This is a genomic window from Campylobacter sp. BCW_6873 (assembly GCF_001762365.1).
GTDB classification, from domain to species: Bacteria; Campylobacterota; Campylobacteria; order Campylobacterales; family Campylobacteraceae; genus Campylobacter_D; species Campylobacter_D jejuni.
In genome coordinates, this window is sequence record NZ_MJWS01000065.1 from 159,489 (window position 1) to 177,919 (window position 18,431).

An 18,431-nucleotide genomic window follows, 5' to 3' on the forward strand; every position below is an offset into this window, starting at 1 on the left:
GAATTGTTTTTATTATTTTAACAAAATTTAGGAAAAATATGCCACAACTTTCTATCATAATCCCGCTTTTTAATTCTTGTGATTTTATCTCAAGAGCTTTGCAAAGTTGTATAAATCAGACTTTAAAAGATATTGAAATTTTGATTATCGATGATAAAAGTAAAGATAATAGTTTAAATATAGTTTTAGAATTTACTAAAAAAGATCCAAGGATAAAAATCTTTCAAAATGAAGAAAATTTAGGCACTTTTGCAAGTAGAAATTTGGGAGTTTTACATTCTAGTTCTGATTTTGTAATGTTTTTAGATAGTGATGATTTTTTAACACTCGATGCTTGTGAAATAGCCCTTAAAGAGATGAAAAAAGGTTTTGATTTGCTTTGTTTTGATGCCTTTGTACATAGGGTAAAAATCAAGCAATTTTATCGTTTTAAACAAGATGAAGTTTTTAATCAAAAGGAATTTTTGGAATTCTTAAGCAAACAAAGGCATTTTTGCTGGTCTGTTTGGGCGAAGTGTTTTAGAAAAGATATCATCTTAAAAAGTTTTGAAAAAATTAAAATTGATGAGCATTTAAGTTATGGTGAAGATGTGCTTTTTTGTTATGTTTATTTTATGTTTTGTGATAAAATAGCTGTTTTTAAAACTTGCATTTATCATTATGAATTTAATCCAAATGGAAGATATGAAAACAAAAATAAAGAAATTTTAAATCAAAATTATCAAGATAAAGTAAAAAGCAATGAGTTGATAGAAAAGTTTTCTTTAGAATTTGAAAATGATACTTTTCATCAAAAATTATTTAAGGTTTTAAAGAAAGAAGAGATGGATTTAAAAAATAGAATTTAAGATTAGATTTTATATAATTAAGTTTTTATATTTTTTTAATATTAAAAGGCTAGTAATGACTGAAATTTCAAGTTTTTGGTATACTCCTAAAGGTTGTAATGGCATAGGTTTGATGGAAATTCTTACGATTAAATCTTGGCTTGATAATGGATATAAATTCCATCTGTATACTTATAATTTAAATGATAGAATCTTTTTAAAATTCCAAGAATTGTTTGATAATTTTACACTTAAAGATGCAAATGATATTGTGCCTTTTGAAGAATATTTTAGTGATGATAGGGGAGCTGGAGTGGCTGCTTTTTCAGATTTTTTTAGATTTAATCTACTCTATCTCAGGGGGGGGGATATGGGTAGATTTAGATATGGTGTGTTTAAGCCCTTATGATTATTATGAAAAAGAATATATTTTTTCTAAGGAAATTGATGATGATCCTAACAAAGCTAGAATTACAACTTCATTACTTAAATTTCCAAAACAAAGTGATTTTGGAAAATTACTTATAGAAGAAGCAAAGAAGATTGTAGATAATAGAAAAACCATCCCTTGGGGAGTCATAGGACCTTGGTTTTTAACTAAATGGGTTAAAGAATGTGATTTGGAAAAATATGCCTTAGATTATAAGGATACTTGTCAAATTCCATGGAAAAATGTTAGAGATTTTATAGATAAGAAAAAAACTTTTGATGAAAATAGACCTTGTTTGCATTTGTTTTCTGAAATGTGGAGACTTAATAAAATGAATAAGAATTACTTTTATAAAGGAGGAATTTATAATAAGTTATTAGTGAAATATAAAATAAAAATGTTAATTAAACAAATTAAATTATGGGAATTATATTTAAGATTAAATTTCCCATTGAATAAATTATTATAAATAATATTAGAAGTTATATTTATCTTTTGGATAGTTCATATTTGGTTTTTGAATATTGAAATTAAAGCTATTGTATTTATCTAAGATTAATTTTTCATCTAAAATATTAATATCTATAATGTTTTGTAATTTAGGATAATGTTCTTTTAAAAAATTATCTAGAGGGGTTAATTCTACATCGTTGATAGTTATTTTTTTTCTAAATTTTTCGCAAGGAAAATGATAATTTAATAATTCAGTATGATATAGTTTGTATTTTTTTGTATCAACAGCTTCAAAATAATAGGCTAAATTATTAATAATATCTATACTTTCTTCCCACGTGATATTGTTATTTTTAATAAGCCACTGGTCATTACCTATATTATTTAAATACCCAAAATTATGCTTTTTAATAAATATTTTTTGATTTTTAACAATAAAATCCATACGAGAATAAGCTACAAAGTCATAATCTTTTCTAGGTATATAAAAACTTTTATAGAGCTTTTTAGCATCATAAATATGATCAACATCAATCTTTATTAGCCATTCATTTTGAGGTATATAGGTCATTAAATAATTGCAATAAAAATAAAATTTATTTTTTTCTTCTTTAGGATTATTAATTTGAATTTCATAAGGATATTTTACTGGTATAAAAGAAGGGTGTTGTTTGCAAAATTCTAAGATTATTTCTTCACTTCCATCATCACAATCATTATAACCTATAACACCTCTTTGTATGGCAGGCAATATGCTTTCAAGAGAAGCTCTTAAAGTAATGGCTTCATTTTTTACTCTTATAAAAGCCCAAGGATTTAAGGGAGAGTTTTTATCTTTTGATCTAGGATCAAAGTCAAAATACCCCTTATGCCCCCCCCCATGAATGGTTTTGTTTTCTTTTATGAAGTATTCATTGGTATGAGTATTAATTTGATTTAGAATATTTGTATTGATATTTTTATCAATTTTATGCAATGGAATTTGAATAGGATGATAGGTAATTTTATGTCTAATGTATTGTCGCAATTTTTTATTAAAAATAAATAAGCATATAAATTTTGCAAAAAATTTTCTAAAATAATATGAATAATACATACTAAAAAAACTTTCGTAATGGCGTATATCTTAAAAATTTTCCTAACAAAATTTTATTTTTCTTTTTAGTAAAATAAAAAGGCATTTTATTCATACTTTGTAAAAATATATTATAAATAAGAGGATATTTTTTTAAATTATTAATATGATAATTAATAAGTAGTTTTGAAAAAGCACTCTCTTTATCTGATGGTAATAAAAGCTCCATAAATTCTTTATTTCTTTTTTTAATTATATTTTGAAGATAGTTTTCTGCTTCTTGAATTTTCCCTTGTTTCATTAAACAATCAACCAAATATATTCTATATTTATCATTATCAAGGTCTAGTTTTAATGCATCTTCAAGATAATTTTGTAATTTTTTAAGCTTGATGCCAGTTTTTAATCCTGATAGATATGCATAAAATGATGAGTAGGCTTTTTGATCTCTATGGATATCAAGACAATGATAATATTTTGTAAGTATATTGTACTTTTGTTTCTCGTTTAATAAATCATGAATATTAATATGAGACCCATGTCCACTAATTGCTGAAGAAAGCCTTGTTACTGCTGAATAAGAACCATAAATTTTTGTTGCATATGACATAAGTGTAACATCATATATAAACATTTCCGTAGAACTCATAGAGTTAAAATCTCTAAAATTATTAGCTAAAAAAACATTATCTAGTTTTAAATAATCTAACATTATTTCTGCAGAGCTGACATCATCTGTAAAAATTACAACAGTTTGTTTTTTGCTTTCATTTTTTATTATTTCTATAGCAAGTTCATAAGGGGTTGCATGATATGTTGTTGCGGTGTTAAATTTTCTAAAATTAGCATAAGAATATACTGTATCACCATTTCTTAGATGTAATGCGCAGAAATTTTTTAAAATTTTTGCTTTTTCTTTAGCATCATGCATTATTTTTTTATATTTATCGTTAAAAATTATTTCATTTTCCCAAATTTGTTTACATTTCATAAGATAATCATTAAGATCAATATCTTTCCAAGAATATCTCATATAGAAAGGAATCTCAAAGTATGAATATGGAGTGTTTTGGAAAATTTTTTGAAACTGTTTAAAGCTATTTAAAGGCGTTTTATAGTCTGAAAAAATATCTTTAGGAATTATATTTTGTTCTATACAATATTCTTTTAGGAAATTTTTAGCAAAAATATCCTCTTTTAAATCAAAATTTGCAGAAATAATTTTTTGATTTTCAAAATCTTTATCTATTGTTTTATTTGTATTATCTAGAACAAATTGTTCTAGGGTATCAGTCCAAGTAAAAAGAAAATTACACTCGAGTTTTTTGGCAATATAAAATGCGTTTAATATTCCCAAAAATCTAGTTCCATTACTATCTTCTCTATTTGATATAATATACTTTTTCATTGTAATCTATCTTAAGTTAAAATTATTATAATATCAGAATTATAACATTAAAGAAATCAAGGAAAGCTTATGTCTCAAATTTCAATTATTTTGCCAACTTTTAATGTAGAAAAATATATAGCCAAAGCTTTAGAAAGTTGTATCAATCAAACTTTTAAAGATATAGAAATAATTGTAGTTGATGATTGTGGGAGTGATAAAAGTATAAATATAGCTAAAGAATACGCTAAAAAAGATGAAAGAATAAAAATAATTCACAATGAAAAAAACTTAGGTCTTTTAAGAGCTAGATATGAAGGGGTTAAGGTAGCTAATTCTTTATATGTCATGTTTTTAGATCCTGATGATTATTTAGAATTTGAGGCTTGTGAGGAAGTATCTAAGTATTTAGTTCAAAACAATGATTTGATATGTTTTAATTATAATACTCTGGATACAATTTTGAAAAAAAATATTTTTTTTACCGATAGTAATTATAATATTGATGAGTATTTGAAATTTTTAGCAAAACAGATTATTAATTCAAATATATATAATTGGGGTATATGGACAAAAGTTTTTCAAAAACAAAAATATTTAAAGACTTTTGAAAAAATCAATGAAAACCCAAAACTTACTATGGCAGAAGATGCATTGCTCCTTACTTTGTATTATCTTGAATGTAAGCGTATTGTAACTTTAGAGCAATGTTTGATTAATTACAATATACAAAATATTAGCTCATCAACCAATGAAAGAAAAAATTTTCATAAGATGCAATTTTTTATAGAAAATTTAAATTTTGTTATTCATAGGCTTAATTTATATTCTAATGCTTTAAATTCTATATATTTTTTATTATGTCAATGCTTTATTTGCGAGCTTTCTATACATAAATTGGATTTAAAATATCGTATTGTTCATAATAATTTTTTTAAAAAAATTCTCATAAAATTAAAAAGAAAAAAGATAAAATTAATAAGAAAAAAATATATAAAACAATTAGCAATGGAATTAAAATGAAATTTCTTATCATCAATCTTAAAAAAGCAAAGAAAAGAAAAGAATACATTAGTCAATTGTGTCAAAAATATCAACTTGATTATGAAATCATCGAAGCTGTAGAAGGAAAAGTTATAAGTAAGCAAGAATATTTAAATATAGTTGATTATGACAAAATGCTAAATTTTCATAAAAGAGAATTAGGGCTTGGAGAGCTTGGTTGTTCTTTATCTCATAAAAAATGTTATGAAAAAATATTGCAAGAAAATTTAAAACACGCTGTGATTTTAGAAGATGATGCGTATTTTGATGAAAACTTACTTGAATTTTTACAACACCTTAATGAATTTCCTAACGACTTGGAGCTTTTGTTATTAGGGCATCAAAGACAGGTTTATAATGATGATGGTTTTAGGATAGAAAGTCCTTACTCAAGAAGATTTGCAAAAAAAATCTTAAATTATAAAATTCGTCGTTTGATCGCTAGAGGCAACGGTACTTATGGTTATTTTATAACCAAAAATGGAGCCTTAAAACTGCTTTCTCATTTAGAAAAAATTTATTTGCCTATAGATGCTCTTACTTGTAATGAAAAAGTTTTAAACACTTACGCTTTGTTTCCTGTGCTTGTTTATACACATGAAAATTTTATGTTTGAAAGTTCTACTCAAGATGATAAAAAATTTCTTAAAAAGAAAAATAAAATAAGTAAATATATTAAAAAAATTCATATTTTTATAAAATATTTTTTACCTAGTTTAAAAAAGGTTAGACCTTATGAAAATATTGATTGTTAGTGACTATTTTAACAAAGGTGGGGTAAGTTATGTTATTTATCAACTTGTTAAAGAATGGAGTAAAAATCACGAGCTTTCTTTGTTATTTTTTGAAAAGACACCCCTAGCTTATGATGATATTTGTAGCAATTCTTATGTTGAATTTATCAACACCAAAGCTTTAACTCCCATCCGTTTTTTAAATAAACTTATCAATAAAATCATATATAAGTGTACAATTAAAAAAAAATTAAAACAGTATAAGCCTGATATTATGATTTCTTTTAAAACCAAGCCCAATTTATTTACCCTACTTGCAAATAAAAATATAGGCATCAAGCATATTATTTGCGAGCATGGTTTTCATCTTGGAGAAAAGTCTAAAAAAACCAATCGTTTAAGAAGAAAACTATATCCTTTGGCTACCTATTTAAGTGTTTTAACTGGGGAAGATTTTAAATATTATTCTTTTGTAAAAAACAAAATCATCATGCCTAATCCCTTGGGTGTAAAAAAACAAATTCATACAAATGATAAAGAAAACATTATTTTATATGCAGGAAGATTAGAGGAAGAAAAGGCTGTGGATGTTTTTATTAAAGCTTTATCTTGTATCCAAAAAGATGTTTTAAATAAATGGAAGATTATCATAGCAGGAGAGGGTTCTTTAAAAAAGAATTTGATGGAGCTTGCTAAAAATTTAAATTTGCACATCGATTTTGTAGGCTATATAGAAGACTTAAGTTTTTACTATGAAAAAGCTAAAATTTTATGCTTATGTTCCAAACAAGAAGGCTTGCCCATAGTTTTAATCGAAGCTGCTTTTTATGAATGCGCTAGAATCAGTAGTGATTATATGGGTGTAAGCGAGTTAATCGATGATAAAAATAATGGACTTTTATTTAAGATGGGTGATTTTAATGATATGGCTTTAAAAATATCGCTTTTAATGCAAGATGAAAACTTAAGACAAGAAATTGTTAAAAAGGCCAAAGAAAAAGTTGAATCTTATAAAGTAGAAAGTGTGATGAAAAAATGGGATGAATTGTTTGATATGATTAAAACTACTTAATATATTTCCAAAAAGTATATTGTGCATAAAGTTTTGCTATGATAAAACCTCTTTTGCCTTCTAAAAAACCTAATTTTACAAAATAAAGCTTGAAAAAAGTCCAATAAGGATTTATTAAAGCTTTAAGAAGGTTATTTTTTTTAGGATTTAGACCTGAGTATTTATTTTGCTTATCTATAAATTGCTCGATATTTTCATAAGCATAATGTAAAAAATGATGTTTTAATTTCCCTATTTTTTCTTGACAGATTATGCTTTCGTGAACTTCTCTTTCATTAAATTTGGCATATTTTTTATGAAATAATCTTATGTTATAATCAGGATATAGCCCCATTTTTGTTATTGCTTCTCCAAAGAAAAAATTTAATCTTGCTACTTTGTATGCTTTAAATGATGGATTTTTAATTATTTGCAATACTTCCTCTTTTAATTCTTCAGTAAAAACTTCATCACTATCTAAAACAAATATCCAATCATTATTTGCTTTTTCAACTCCAAATTGTTTTTGCTTTCCAAAACCAAGCCAATCTTGATGGAAAATTTTCACGTTTTTAAAAGTTTTTGCTATTATTAAACTATCATCCGTGCTTCCGCTATCTATTAAAATAATTTCATTGGCAAAATTAACACTTTGTAATACTTCTTGAAGATATTTTTGGCTATTAAAAGTTAGTATTACTATTGAAATATTCATGAGTATATTCCTTGATTATAACTTGCAAAGCGTCTATGGAAAAAAAAGTATTCCCAAGGTCTTTTTTTAATCATTTCTTCGCAACTTTGTGCTTGATAAAGTGTCAGTTCTTCTAAACTTGCATTTTGAGAATCTTTTGCTTTAAAAAACTCTATGCAAAATTTACCATCTTCTTTATAGGCATAAACAGGGATGATCAAAGCATTAGTTTTTTGAGCGATAAAACTTGCTCCCATTTGATAGTTTACTTCTTTGCCAAAAAATTTTAGCTTCACGCTTTCTTTATCAGTGCAGTCTTGATCGGTTAAAATTCCTAAAGTTCGCTCTTTTTTTAGAGCACTTAGCATTTGTCTTATACCGCCTTTTTTGTCAATAAGTTCTATGTCAAATTGAGTGCGACTTTGGCTTAAAATTTCATACATAATTTCACTTTTTAACTTTTTTCCCACTATGGAAATCGCACCATATTTAGCTGCATAAGCAAGGCTTAAAATTTCCCAGTTTCCATAGTGTGCAGTTGTGAAGATAATAGGACGCTTTAAAACTAGAGCATCTGTAAGAAAATTTTCATTGATAAAATTTACTTTATTGAGAATTTTTTCCTTGGTGGTGTTTTGATTTTGCAAACAATCAATTCCAAATTGAGCAAAATTTTCATAAATTTTCAAAGACAATTTATCGCGTTCTTTTTGAGCGTATTGAGGAAAACAGATTTGCAAATTTGTATCGATGATTTTACGATGTTTTTTGTTAAGATGAAAAGTGATTCTTGCTGCAATCAAAGCTAAAAAATACAAGATACAATCAGGCATAAAAGTAACAAAAAATTTCAAAATATAATAAAGACTAAGATATATTCTATCACTATTTTTCATTAAGTAAGCCTTTGGCAAGTTTGAAGATATCTTCTTCTTCTATACGCGTGATACAAAAATCACTTTTATCGATATGCTTGGCATTTTGGATTTTTTTACCTGCATCAATGATTTTATTGATATGAGTTTGAAAAGCATTGCGGTAGCTTGGTGTTGCACCAAAAATCGTAATAGATGCCTTATTTAAAGTAAAAGCTAAATGTGTTGGGCCGCTATCATTTCCTATGATTAAATTCATCATTTTTGTAAAAGCCATTAGTTCTTCAAGATTGAATTTTGGCGCTAATTCTATATGTGTTTCATCAATACCACTAAGATTTAAAACCTCTTTAGCAAATTCGTATTCTTTTACATTTCCCCAAGCGAGCCAAATTTTTGCTTGTTGAAATTCATTGATTAAAAGCTTACAAAGTATAGCAAGTTTGGTTTTAGGGTAGATTTTATTTTCTACACTTGAACCCACGTGTATGAGTATGTTTTTTTCGTTTTTGTCGAGCTTGAGTTTATTGCTTAAGAGTTGTTTTAAATTTTCATCTACGCTAAAAATATCTTGTTTAAAGGCTAAATTTTTGACATTAAAATCAGTATTTAACATAAAGGAGGTAAGACTTAAGTATCTTACAAATACATTTTCATTGTAATCTAACTCAAGTTTTTGGTTGTAGAAATTATGAGCAAAACTTTCTTTAAGACTATTTTTATCAAAACCAAAATTATTTCTACTTAAAATTCGACTTACAATAGCAGATTTTATAAGCCCTTGTAGATCTATTACTGCATTATAGTTGTTTTTTCTTGCTTTAAGAAGAATTTTTAGGCTTTTTAAAATTTTTTTGTCTTTTAAGGGCAGGGCATAGAGTCCGTCTATTAAAGGATGGTTTTTAAGTATGCCTTCAAATTTTTCATCTACAAACCAATGAATTTCTATATCTTTTTTAAAATTTTTGACAAATTGCAAAACCACGGCACTTTGGATAATATCACCAAGTGCTGATAAACGAACAATTGCTATTTTCATTAAAAGCCTAATATTTTAAAATTTTTGCTATGATTTTAGCGAAATTATTTAAAAAAAGGTTAAAAATGGCAAAAAATGAAGGCTATATTTGTGTTTTTGATTGTGAGAGTGTGCCAGATGTTGAGCTTATCCGCAAAACTTTAGGTTTTGAAGGAAGTGATTTAGAGGTAAGTTTGAAAGCACTTCAGTGGCAAAAAGAACAAAGTGGGAGTGAGTTTTTGCCTTTGCCTTACCATAAAATCATCAGTATTTGTGCGGTTTTAAGCGATAATTTTGGAAAATTTATCAAAGTAAATAAAATTGATGGGCAAAATGAAAAAGAAATGATTGAGAATTTTTTTAATTTTATAGAAAATTATGAGCCAAAATTAGTCAGCTTTAATGGTAAAAATTTCGATATGCCTGTTCTTGTTTTAAGGGCTTTAAAATACAATTTAAAAGCAGCAACTTATTTAGATACTCAAAGCGATAAATGGAATAATTATAAAACAAGATTTTCAGAATTAAAACATTGTGATTTATTAGAATCCTTAGGATCTAATGGGCGTGGAATAAAGCTTGATACACTTTGCTCTATGGTGGGTTTGCCAGGAAAATATGATGTGCATGGCGATGAGGTGATGAAACTTTTTTATGAAAATGAACTTGAAAAAATCCACGAATATTGTGAAAGTGATGTTTTAAACACCTATATGCTTTTTTTAAAATATGAACTTATTAAAGGTAATGTTAGTGAAGAAGATTATGTTGATTTTCTTTCTTATATGAGAGATTTTTTGCGCGCAAAAAAATCAGATCGTTCTTATACAGAAGTTTTTGCAAAAGCTTGTGAGAGTGAAATTTCAAAAGTTCGATCTTAAGTATTTAAGAAAATATATTAAAATTTATTTTTGACATTTTAAAAAAGGAATGATGATGAAAATTCTTATTAGCGGTGGCGCAGGTTATATAGGTTCTCATACTTTAAGACAATTTTTAAAAACAGATCATGAAATTTGTGTTTTAGATAATCTTTCTAAGGGCTCTAAAATCGCAATAGAAGATTTGCAAAAAATAAGAGCTTTTAAATTTTTTGAACAAGATTTAAGTGATTTTCAAGGTGTAAAAGCATTGTTTGAGAGAGAAAAATTTGACGCTATTGTGCATTTTGCAGCGAGCATTGAAGTTTTTGAAAGTATGCAAAACCCTTTAAAATATTATATGAACAACACTGTTAATACAACAAATCTCATCGAAACTTGTTTGCAAACTGGAGTGAATAAATTTATATTTTCTTCAACGGCAGCCACTTATGGCGAACCACAAACTCCCGTTGTGAGCGAAACAAGCCCTTTAGCGCCTATTAATCCTTATGGGCGTAGTAAGCTTATGAGTGAAGAGGTTTTGCGTGATGCAAGTATGGCAAATCCTGAATTTAAGCATTGTATTTTAAGATATTTTAATGTTGCAGGTGCTTGCATGGATTATACTTTAGGACAACGCTATCCAAAAGCGACTTTGCTTATAAAAGTTGCAGCTGAATGTGCCGCAGGAAAACGTGAAAAACTTTTCATATTTGGCGATGATTATGATACAAAAGATGGTACTTGCATAAGAGATTTTATCCATGTAGATGATATTTCAAGCGCGCATTTAGCAGCTTTGGATTATTTAAAAGAGAATGAAAGTAATGTTTTTAATGTAGGTTATGGACATGGTTTTAGTGTAAAAGAAGTGATTGAAGCGATGAAAAAAGTTAGCGGAGTGGATTTTAAAGTAGAACTTGCCCCACGCCGTGCGGGCGATCCTAGTGTATTGATTTCTGATGCAAGTAAAATCAGAAATCTTACTTCTTGGCAGCCTAAATATGATGATTTAGAGCTTATTTGTAAATCTGCTTTTGATTGGGAAAAACAGTGTTAAAAAAACTTTTTTTTATTTTAAGCAAGGAAGATAAAAATTTTTTATTTTTCTTGCTTGTTTTTTCAGTATTTGTTTCTTTTATAGAAACTTTTGCAATTTCTTTGGTAATGCCTTTTATCACTTTGGCTAGTGATTTTTCTTATTTTGATCGCAATAAATATTTAATCAGCCTAAAAGAATATCTTAATATCCCTGTTTTTGAAATCATTGTTTATTTTGGAGTGGGGCTTATTGTTTTTTATGTGTTTAGAGCTTTGTTAAATGCGTATTATTTTCATCTTTTGGCAAGATTTTCTAAAGGGCGTTATCATGCGATCGCTTATAAGGTTTTTTCTAAATTTTTAAATATTAATTATGAAAAATTTACTCAAAAAAATCAATCTGAAATTTTAAAGTCCATTACAGGGGAAGTTTATAATCTAAGCACCATGATTTCATCATTTTTACTTTTGATGAGTGAAATTTTTGTAGTGCTTTTGCTTTATGCTTTAATGCTTTTGATTAATTATAAAATCACTTTATTTTTAAGTATTTTTATGGTGTTAAATGCCTTTATTTTAGTGAAAATTTTAAGTCCTATCATTAAAAAAGCAGGAGTAAGACGTGAAGAAGCGATGAAAAATTTCTTCGAAATTTTAAATACAAATTTAAATAATTTCAAATTTATCAAGCTTAAAACCAAAGAAGATGGAGTATTAAGCCTTTTTAAAGCACAAAGTGAAGCTTTTTCTAAAGCAAATATTACCAATGAAAGCGTAGCTGCAGTGCCTAGAATTTATCTTGAAGGAATAGGTTTTTGTGTACTTGTTTTTATCGTGGTATTTTTGGTTTTGAAAAATGAAAGTGATATTTCAGGTATTTTATCCACGATTTCTATTTTTGTTTTAGCGCTTTATCGCTTAATGCCAAGTGCAAATCGTATTATCACAAGTTATCATGATTTGCTTTATTATCATTCTTCTTTGGATATTATTTACCAAAATTTAAGACAAGAAGAAGAAAATTTGGGCGAGGAAAAATTAAGCTTTAATCAAGAGCTTAAAATTTGCAATCTTAGCTTTGGTTATGAGGGAAAAAAACATTTATTTAAAAATCTTAACTTAAACATTAAAAAAGGCGAAAAAATCGCTTTTATAGGGGAGAGTGGTTGCGGAAAAAGTACCTTAGTAGATCTTATCATAGGACTTTTAAAACCAAAAGAAGGGCAAATTTTAATTGATGAGCGAGAATTAAATGCAAGCAATGCAAAAAATTATCGCCAAAAAATAGGCTATATTCCGCAAAATATCTATCTTTTTAATGACAGCATAGCTAAAAATATCACTTTTACAGATGCGGTTGATGAAGAAAAACTTAACAGGGTTATCAAACAAGCAAATTTAGAGCATTTTATAAAAAATTTACCTCAAGGAGTGCAAACAAAAGTGGGCGATGGGGGGAGTAATTTAAGCGGGGGGCAAAAACAACGCATAGCCATAGCAAGAGCTTTATATTTAGAGCCTGAAATTTTAGTGCTTGATGAAGCAACTTCTGCGCTTGATACTCAAAGTGAAGCAAAAATCATGGATGAAATTTATAAAATTTCTAAAGATAAAACCATGATTATTATCGCACATCGCCTTTCTACGATAACACAATGTGATAAGGTTTATCGTTTAGAACACGGCAAGCTTAAAGAGGAGAAATGATGAAAATAAGCTTTATTATCGCAACTTTAAATTCGGGAGGCGCTGAGCGTGTTTTAGTAACCTTGGCTAATGCACTTTGTAAAGAGCATGAAGTAAGTATTATTAAATTTCATGCAGGAGAATCTTTTTATAAGCTTGAAAATGAAGTTAAAGTTACAAGTTTAGAACAATTTAGATTTGATACGCTTTATCATAAAATCGCAAGTCGTTTTAAGAAATTTTTTGCTTTAAGAAAGGCTTTAAAAGAAAGTAAGGCTGATGTTTTTATTTCTTTTTTGGATACGACTAATATTGCTTGTATTGCTGCGAAAATAGGGCTTAAAACTCCACTCATTATAAGTGAGCATAGCAATGAGGCGTATTTAAAACCTAAAATTTGGCGTTTTTTAAGAAGGGTAAGCTATCCTTTTTGTGATGCTTTAAGTGTGCTTGGAAGCAGTGATAAGGTGTATTATGAAAGATTTGTAAAAAGGGTTAAGCTTTTATTAAATCCTTGTCATTTTAGCGATGAAATTCCTTTTGATTCTAGTTTTGAAAAGGAAAATTTGGTTCTTTTTATAGGGCGTTTAGATCACAACAAAAACCCTGCAATGTTTTTAAAAGCTATAGCGCATTTGGATAAAAATTTGCAAGAAAATTATAAATTTGTTATAGCAGGAGATGGAGAGTTAAGGCAAGAACTTGAATATAAGGTAAAATCTTTAGGAATAAAAGTTGATTTTTTAGGACGCGTTGAAAATGTCAAGGCTCTTTATGAAAAAGCAAAAGCACTTTGCCTTTGTTCTTTTGTAGAGGGTTTGCCAACGGTTTTAATTGAAAGTTTGTATTTTGAGGTTTGTAGAATTTCAAGTTCTTATTATAATGGTGCTAAGGATTTAATCAAAGATAATCATGATGGGCTTTTGGTAGGTTGTGATGATGAAATAGCACTTGCTAAAAAACTTGAACTTGTTTTAAATGATGAAAATTTTAGAAAAGAACTTGTAAATAATGCCAAACAAAGGTGTAAAGACTTTGAAATTTCTAATATCAAAGAAGAATGGCTTAAGCTTATAGCCGAGGTTAAAAATGCCTAAACTTTCTGTTGTAGTACCAACTTTTAATCGTCAAGTTTTGTTAGAAAAGGCTATTAAAAGCATACAAAATCAAGATTTTAAAGATTTAGAAATTATTATAAGTGATGATAATTCTAGCGATGATACTAAAAGTGTGGTGCAAAATTTACAAAAAAATGATGATCGCATTAAGTATTTTTTAAATCAAAACTACAAACAAGGTCCAAATGGCAATAAAAATAATGGCTTAGATCAAGCAAGTGGCGAGTTTGTAACTTTTTTAGATGATGATGATGAACTTTTATCTGGGGCTTTAGGCATCTTAATGCAAAAAGCAAACGAAGGTTATGCTCATGTTTTTGGAAATTGTTTGATAGAAAAAGAAGGAAATTTAAGCAAGGAATTTAGCGGCAAGGGTTTGGAAAAAGATAGCGAAATTTCTAAAAAAGATTTTTTAATGGCTAAATTTAGCGGAGAGTTTTTTTCTGTTTTTAAAAAATCTCTACTTGAAAACAAGCGTTTTAATGAAGAATTTTATGGCAATGAAGCCACGCTTTGGGTAAATTTATACAAGGAAAAAAGTTTTTATATTCATAAGGCTTTTAGGATTTATAGGATTTTTAGGCAAGATAGCGTGACTTTAGGGGCGAGTAAAAATGCTTATAGGGTGTATTTGGGATATTTAGAGCTTGCTAAAATTTTAGAAAATGAACTTAGAATGAGTAAGGATAAAGATTATAAAAAAACTTGTGCGAGTTATTATAAAATGGCAGCTTATTATGCAAAACTTGCAAAAAATTATAAAGCTCTTTATAAATGTTTGTTTAAAAGCCTGAGTATAAAAATCAACGCTCCTGCTTTGATATTACTCATTTTAAGTATAATTCCAAATAATATGATTGAAAAATTATCGAAAATTCGGGTGGCTTTATGCAAAAATTAGGAATTTTTATTTATTCTTTAGGAAGTGGTGGTGCTGAAAGAGTTGTGGCGACTTTATTGCCTATTTTAAGTTTGAAATTTGAAGTGCATTTGATCTTGATGAATGATAAAATTTCTTATGAAATTCCAGAGTGTCAAATTCATTTTTTAGAATATTCAAAACCTAGTGAAAATCCTATTTTGAAATTTTTAAAATTACCTTTTTTGGCTTTAAAATACAAAAAACTTTGCAGAAATTTAGGCATTGATACAGAATTTGTTTTTTTAAATCGACCTAATTATATAGCTTTAATGGCAAGAATGTTTGGAAATAAAACTCGCCTTGTGATCAATGAATGCACTACGCCAAGTGTGATGTATGCGAAAAATAATTTTAATTCTTTGGCAAATAAATTTTTAATTTCTTTGCTTTACCCAAAAGCTGATTTAATCTTGCCTAATTCTAAGGGAAATTTAGAAGATTTAGTGCAAAATTTTAGTATAAATCCAAAAAAATGTGAAATTTTGTACAATGCCATCGATTTAGAAAACATAGAGCAAAAAGCCCTTGAAGACATAGCTTTAAAAGATAAATTTATTTTAAGTGTAGGCAGGCTTGATAAAGGTAAAAATCATGCTTTATTAATTCGTGCTTATGCGAGATTGAAAACAGATTTAAAGCTTGTGATTTTAGGTGAAGGTGTGCTTAAAGATGAGCTTTTAGCTTTGATTAAAGAGTTAAATTTAGAAGAAAAGGTTTTGCTTTTAGGATTTGATAATAATCCTTATAAATACATGGCTAAATGCGAATTTTTTGCTTTTGCTTCTGTATTTGAAGGCTTTTCAAATGTTTTAATTGAAAGCTTAGCTTGTTCTTGTGCGGTGGTTTGCACTGATCATAAAAGTGGCGCAAGAGAGCTTTTTGGCGATGATGAATTTGGACTTTTAGTAGAAGTAGATAATGAAAACTCCATGTTTCAGGGTTTAAAAACTATGCTTGAAGACGATAAATTAAGAAAAGCGTATAAAAATAAGGCTAAAACTAGGGCTAAGGCCTTTGATAAAGTAAAAATTGCACGCGATGCTTTGAGATATTTATTAGGATAAAAGATGTTGAAAAAAGAGTATTTAAAAAACCCTTATTTAGTTTTGTTTGCAATGATTATATTAGCTTATGTTTTTAGTGTATTTTGCAGGTTTTATTGGGTTTGGTGGGCAAGTGAGTTTAATGAGTATTTTTTCAATAATCAATTAATGATCATTTCAAACGATGGCTATGCCTTTGCTGAAGGCGCAAGAGATATGATAGCAGGTTTTCATCAGCCTAATGATTTGAGTTATTATGGATCTTCTTTATCTACGCTTACTTATTGGCTTTATAAAGTCACACCTTTTTCTTTTGAAAGTATCATTTTATATATGAGTACTTTTTTATCTTCTTTGGTGGTGATTCCTATTATTTTACTAGCTAATGAATACAAACGTCCTTTAATGGGCTTTGTAGCTGCTCTTTTAGCAAGTATAGCAAACAGTTATTATAATCGCACTATGAGTGGGTATTATGATACGGATATGCTGGTAATTGTTTTACCTATGTTTATTTTATTTTTTATGGTAAGAATGATTTTAAAAAAAGACTTTTTTTCATTGATTGCCTTGCCGTTATTTATAGGAATTTATCTTTGGTGGTATCCTTCAAGTTATACTTTAAATGTAGCTTTAATTGGACTTTTTTTAATTTATACGCTTATTTTTCATAGAAAAGAAAAGATTTTTTATATAGCTGTGATTTTGTCTTCTCTTACTCTTTCAAATATAGCATGGTTTTATCAAAGTGCCATTATAGTAATACTTTTTGCTTTATTTGCCTTAGAGCAAAAACGCTTAAATTTTATGATTATAGGAATTTTAGGTAGTGCAACTTTGATATTTTTGATTTTAAGTGGTGGGGTTGATCCTATACTTTATCAGCTTAAATTTTATATTTTTAGAAGTGATGAAAGTGCGAATTTAACGCAGGGTTTTATGTATTTTAATGTCAATCAAACCATACAAGAAGTTGAAAATGTAGATCTTAGCGAATTTATGCGAAGAATTAGTGGTAGTGAAATTGTTTTTTTGTTTTCTTTGTTTGGTTTTGTATGGCTTTTGAGAAAACATAAAAGTATGATTATGGCTTTACCTATATTGGTGCTTGGGTTTTTAGCCTTAAAAGGGGGGCTTAGATTTACCATTTATTCTGTACCTGTAATGGCCTTAGGATTTGGTTTTTTATTGAGCGAGTTTAAGGCTATATTGGTTAAAAAATATAGCCAATTAACTTCAAATATTTGTATTGTTTTTGCAACTATTTTGACTTTAGCTCCAGTATTTATTCATATTTACAACTATAAAGCACCAACAGTTTTTTCTCAAAATGAAGCATTATTATTAAATCAATTAAAAAATATAGCCAATAGAGAAGATTATGTGGTAACTTGGTGGGATTATGGTTATCCTGTGCGTTATTATAGCGATGTGAAAACTTTAGTAGATGGTGGAAAGCATTTAGGTAAGGATAATTTTTTCCCTTCTTTTGCTTTAAGCAAAGATGAACAAGCTGCAGCTAATATGGCAAGACTTAGTGTAGAATATACAGAAAAAAGCTTTTATGCTCCGCAAAATGATATTTTAAAAACAGACATTTTGCAAGCCATGATGAAAGATTATAATCAAAGCAATGTGGATTTGTTTCTAGCTTCATTATCAAAACCTGATTTTAAAATCGATACACCAAAAACTCGTGATATTTATCTTTATATGCCCGCTAGAATGTCTTTGATTTTTTCTACGGTGGCTAGTTTTTCTTTTATTAATTTAGATACAGGAGTTTTGGATAAACCTTTTACCTTTAGCACAGCTTATCCACTTGATGTTAAAAATGGAGAAATTTATCTTAGCAATGGAGTGGTTTTAAGCGATGATTTTAGAAGTTTTAAAATAGGTGATAATGTGGTTTCTGTAAATAGTATCGTAGAGATTAATTCTATTAAACAAGGCGAATACAAAATCACTCCAATTGATGATAAGGCTCAGTTTTATATTTTTTATTTAAAGGATAGTGCTATTCCTTATGCACAATTTATTTTAATGGATAAAACTATGTTTAATAGTGCTTATGTGCAAATGTTTTTTTTGGGAAATTATGATAAGAATTTATTTGACTTGGTGATTAATTCTAGAGATGCTAAGGTTTTTAAACTTAAAATTTAAGGGT

At 27.7% G+C, this 18,431-nt stretch carries 16 protein-coding genes and 1 pseudogene; 12 read left to right on the forward strand and 5 right to left on the reverse strand.

Annotated elements, in window-relative coordinates:
* Positions 1 to 38: 38 nt before the first annotated feature.
* Both AJ932_RS04665 and AJ932_RS04670 read left to right on the forward strand, forming a co-directional pair.
* Positions 39 to 848 carry a glycosyltransferase family 2 protein gene (locus tag AJ932_RS04665; protein ID WP_070278173.1) on the forward strand — a complete coding sequence of 270 codons (810 nt, stop codon included), beginning with the start codon at positions 39 to 41 and terminating at the stop codon, positions 846 to 848.
* A gap of 55 nt (positions 849 to 903) precedes the next feature.
* A pseudogene (locus AJ932_RS04670) lies at positions 904 to 1,726 on the forward strand (glycosyltransferase).
* A 6-nt stretch (positions 1,727 to 1,732) separates the two neighbouring features.
* On the opposite strand, the gene AJ932_RS04675 reads toward AJ932_RS04670, so the two are convergent.
* Complete coding sequence (locus AJ932_RS04675; protein ID WP_070278171.1) at positions 1,733 to 2,806, reverse strand: hypothetical protein; 1,074 nt, start codon at positions 2,804 to 2,806, stop codon at positions 1,733 to 1,735.
* 1 nt (position 2,807) lies between these two features.
* Positions 2,808 to 4,193, reverse strand: coding sequence for a hypothetical protein (locus AJ932_RS04680; protein WP_070278169.1), 1,386 nt, complete (start codon positions 4,191 to 4,193; stop codon positions 2,808 to 2,810).
* A 69-nt stretch (positions 4,194 to 4,262) separates the two neighbouring features.
* Between AJ932_RS04680 and AJ932_RS04685 the strand changes: the two genes are divergently transcribed.
* From AJ932_RS04685 to AJ932_RS04695, 3 genes are read left to right on the forward strand one after another with little or no spacing between them, the layout of a single operon-like run.
* The gene (locus AJ932_RS04685; RefSeq protein WP_070278167.1) at positions 4,263 to 5,195 is read left to right on the forward strand and encodes a glycosyltransferase family 2 protein; all 933 of its coding nucleotides are present in this window, start codon (positions 4,263 to 4,265) and stop codon (positions 5,193 to 5,195) included.
* Complete coding sequence (locus AJ932_RS04690; protein WP_070278165.1) at positions 5,192 to 5,971, forward strand: glycosyltransferase family 25 protein; 780 nt, start codon at positions 5,192 to 5,194, stop codon at positions 5,969 to 5,971. The genes AJ932_RS04685 and AJ932_RS04690 overlap by 4 nt, the downstream gene beginning before the upstream one ends.
* Positions 5,952 to 7,022 (forward strand): glycosyltransferase, encoded by a 1,071-nt coding sequence (locus tag AJ932_RS04695; RefSeq protein WP_070278164.1) that lies wholly within the window; start codon positions 5,952 to 5,954, stop codon positions 7,020 to 7,022. Before AJ932_RS04690 ends, AJ932_RS04695 begins: the two co-directional genes overlap by 20 nt.
* Here the strand turns inward: AJ932_RS04695 and AJ932_RS04700 are convergent.
* The 3 genes from AJ932_RS04700 to waaC are packed head-to-tail and all read right to left on the reverse strand — an operon-like array spanning position 7,015 to position 9,609.
* Entirely contained in the window at positions 7,015 to 7,716 is a 702-nt protein-coding gene (locus AJ932_RS04700) for a glycosyltransferase family 2 protein (RefSeq protein WP_070278162.1), read from the reverse strand. The two genes, AJ932_RS04695 and AJ932_RS04700, sit on opposite strands and share 8 nt — an antisense overlap.
* Positions 7,713 to 8,591, reverse strand: coding sequence for a lipid A biosynthesis lauroyl acyltransferase (locus AJ932_RS04705; protein ID WP_070278160.1), 879 nt, complete (start codon positions 8,589 to 8,591; stop codon positions 7,713 to 7,715). The genes AJ932_RS04700 and AJ932_RS04705 overlap by 4 nt, the downstream gene beginning before the upstream one ends.
* Positions 8,581 to 9,609, reverse strand: a complete 1,029-nt coding sequence (waaC, locus tag AJ932_RS04710) for a lipopolysaccharide heptosyltransferase I (protein ID WP_070278158.1) — start codon at positions 9,607 to 9,609, stop codon at positions 8,581 to 8,583. The genes AJ932_RS04705 and waaC overlap by 11 nt, the downstream gene beginning before the upstream one ends.
* A 65-nt stretch (positions 9,610 to 9,674) precedes the next feature.
* Between waaC and AJ932_RS04715 the strand changes: the two genes are divergently transcribed.
* From AJ932_RS04715 to pglB, 7 genes are read left to right on the forward strand one after another with little or no spacing between them, the layout of a single operon-like run.
* Positions 9,675 to 10,469 carry a 3'-5' exonuclease gene (locus AJ932_RS04715; RefSeq protein ID WP_070278156.1) on the forward strand — a complete coding sequence of 265 codons (795 nt, stop codon included), beginning with the start codon at positions 9,675 to 9,677 and terminating at the stop codon, positions 10,467 to 10,469.
* A gap of 55 nt (positions 10,470 to 10,524) precedes the next feature.
* A complete protein-coding gene (galE, locus tag AJ932_RS04720) occupies positions 10,525 to 11,511 on the forward strand; it encodes a UDP-glucose 4-epimerase GalE (protein ID WP_070278154.1) in 987 nt (328 codons plus the stop codon).
* Positions 11,505 to 13,199 carry an ABC-type lipopolysaccharide transporter PglK gene (gene pglK, locus AJ932_RS04725; RefSeq protein ID WP_070278152.1) on the forward strand — a complete coding sequence of 565 codons (1,695 nt, stop codon included), beginning with the start codon at positions 11,505 to 11,507 and terminating at the stop codon, positions 13,197 to 13,199. Before galE ends, pglK begins: the two co-directional genes overlap by 7 nt.
* On the forward strand, positions 13,196 to 14,275 hold the full coding sequence (gene pglH, locus AJ932_RS04730; protein ID WP_079860937.1) for a GalNAc-alpha-(1->4)-GalNAc-alpha-(1->3)-diNAcBac-PP-undecaprenol alpha-1,4-N-acetyl-D-galactosaminyltransferase: 1,080 nt from the start codon (positions 13,196 to 13,198) through the stop codon (positions 14,273 to 14,275). The genes pglK and pglH overlap by 4 nt, the downstream gene beginning before the upstream one ends.
* The gene (gene pglI / locus AJ932_RS04735) at positions 14,268 to 15,197 is read left to right on the forward strand and encodes a GalNAc(5)-diNAcBac-PP-undecaprenol beta-1,3-glucosyltransferase (RefSeq protein ID WP_070278151.1); all 930 of its coding nucleotides are present in this window, start codon (positions 14,268 to 14,270) and stop codon (positions 15,195 to 15,197) included. Before pglH ends, pglI begins: the two co-directional genes overlap by 8 nt.
* Positions 15,185 to 16,282, forward strand: a complete 1,098-nt coding sequence (pglJ, locus tag AJ932_RS04740; protein ID WP_070278149.1) for an N-acetylgalactosamine-N,N'-diacetylbacillosaminyl-diphospho-undecaprenol 4-alpha-N-acetylgalactosaminyltransferase — start codon at positions 15,185 to 15,187, stop codon at positions 16,280 to 16,282. The genes pglI and pglJ overlap by 13 nt, the downstream gene beginning before the upstream one ends.
* Before the next feature lie 3 nt (positions 16,283 to 16,285).
* Positions 16,286 to 18,427 carry an undecaprenyl-diphosphooligosaccharide--protein glycotransferase gene (gene pglB / locus AJ932_RS04745; protein ID WP_070278147.1) on the forward strand — a complete coding sequence of 714 codons (2,142 nt, stop codon included), beginning with the start codon at positions 16,286 to 16,288 and terminating at the stop codon, positions 18,425 to 18,427.
* The last annotated feature ends 4 nt before the right edge of the window (positions 18,428 to 18,431 follow it).

What these genes read in the sequence shown, in the direction of transcription:
- AJ932_RS04685 (WP_070278167.1), top strand. Translation starts at nt 4,263, where the DNA reads ATGTCTCAAATTTCAATTATTTTGCCAACTTTTAATGTAGAAAAATAT.
- waaC (WP_070278158.1), bottom strand. Translation starts at nt 9,609, where the DNA reads ATGAAAATAGCAATTGTTCGTTTATCAGCACTTGGTGATATTATCCAA.
- pglH (WP_079860937.1), top strand. Translation starts at nt 13,196, where the DNA reads ATGATGAAAATAAGCTTTATTATCGCAACTTTAAATTCGGGAGGCGCT.
- pglB (WP_070278147.1), top strand. Translation starts at nt 16,286, where the DNA reads ATGTTGAAAAAAGAGTATTTAAAAAACCCTTATTTAGTTTTGTTTGCA.
- AJ932_RS04705 (WP_070278160.1), bottom strand. Translation starts at nt 8,591, where the DNA reads ATGAAAAATAGTGATAGAATATATCTTAGTCTTTATTATATTTTGAAA.
- pglJ (WP_070278149.1), top strand. Translation starts at nt 15,185, where the DNA reads ATGCAAAAATTAGGAATTTTTATTTATTCTTTAGGAAGTGGTGGTGCT.
- AJ932_RS04690 (WP_070278165.1), top strand. Translation starts at nt 5,192, where the DNA reads ATGAAATTTCTTATCATCAATCTTAAAAAAGCAAAGAAAAGAAAAGAA.
- AJ932_RS04680 (WP_070278169.1), bottom strand. Translation starts at nt 4,193, where the DNA reads ATGAAAAAGTATATTATATCAAATAGAGAAGATAGTAATGGAACTAGA.
- pglI (WP_070278151.1), top strand. Translation starts at nt 14,268, where the DNA reads ATGCCTAAACTTTCTGTTGTAGTACCAACTTTTAATCGTCAAGTTTTG.
- galE (WP_070278154.1), top strand. Translation starts at nt 10,525, where the DNA reads ATGAAAATTCTTATTAGCGGTGGCGCAGGTTATATAGGTTCTCATACT.
- AJ932_RS04675 (WP_070278171.1), bottom strand. Translation starts at nt 2,806, where the DNA reads ATGTATTATTCATATTATTTTAGAAAATTTTTTGCAAAATTTATATGC.
- AJ932_RS04715 (WP_070278156.1), top strand. Translation starts at nt 9,675, where the DNA reads ATGGCAAAAAATGAAGGCTATATTTGTGTTTTTGATTGTGAGAGTGTG.
- AJ932_RS04700 (WP_070278162.1), bottom strand. Translation starts at nt 7,716, where the DNA reads ATGAATATTTCAATAGTAATACTAACTTTTAATAGCCAAAAATATCTT.
- AJ932_RS04695 (WP_070278164.1), top strand. Translation starts at nt 5,952, where the DNA reads ATGAAAATATTGATTGTTAGTGACTATTTTAACAAAGGTGGGGTAAGT.
- AJ932_RS04665 (WP_070278173.1), top strand. Translation starts at nt 39, where the DNA reads ATGCCACAACTTTCTATCATAATCCCGCTTTTTAATTCTTGTGATTTT.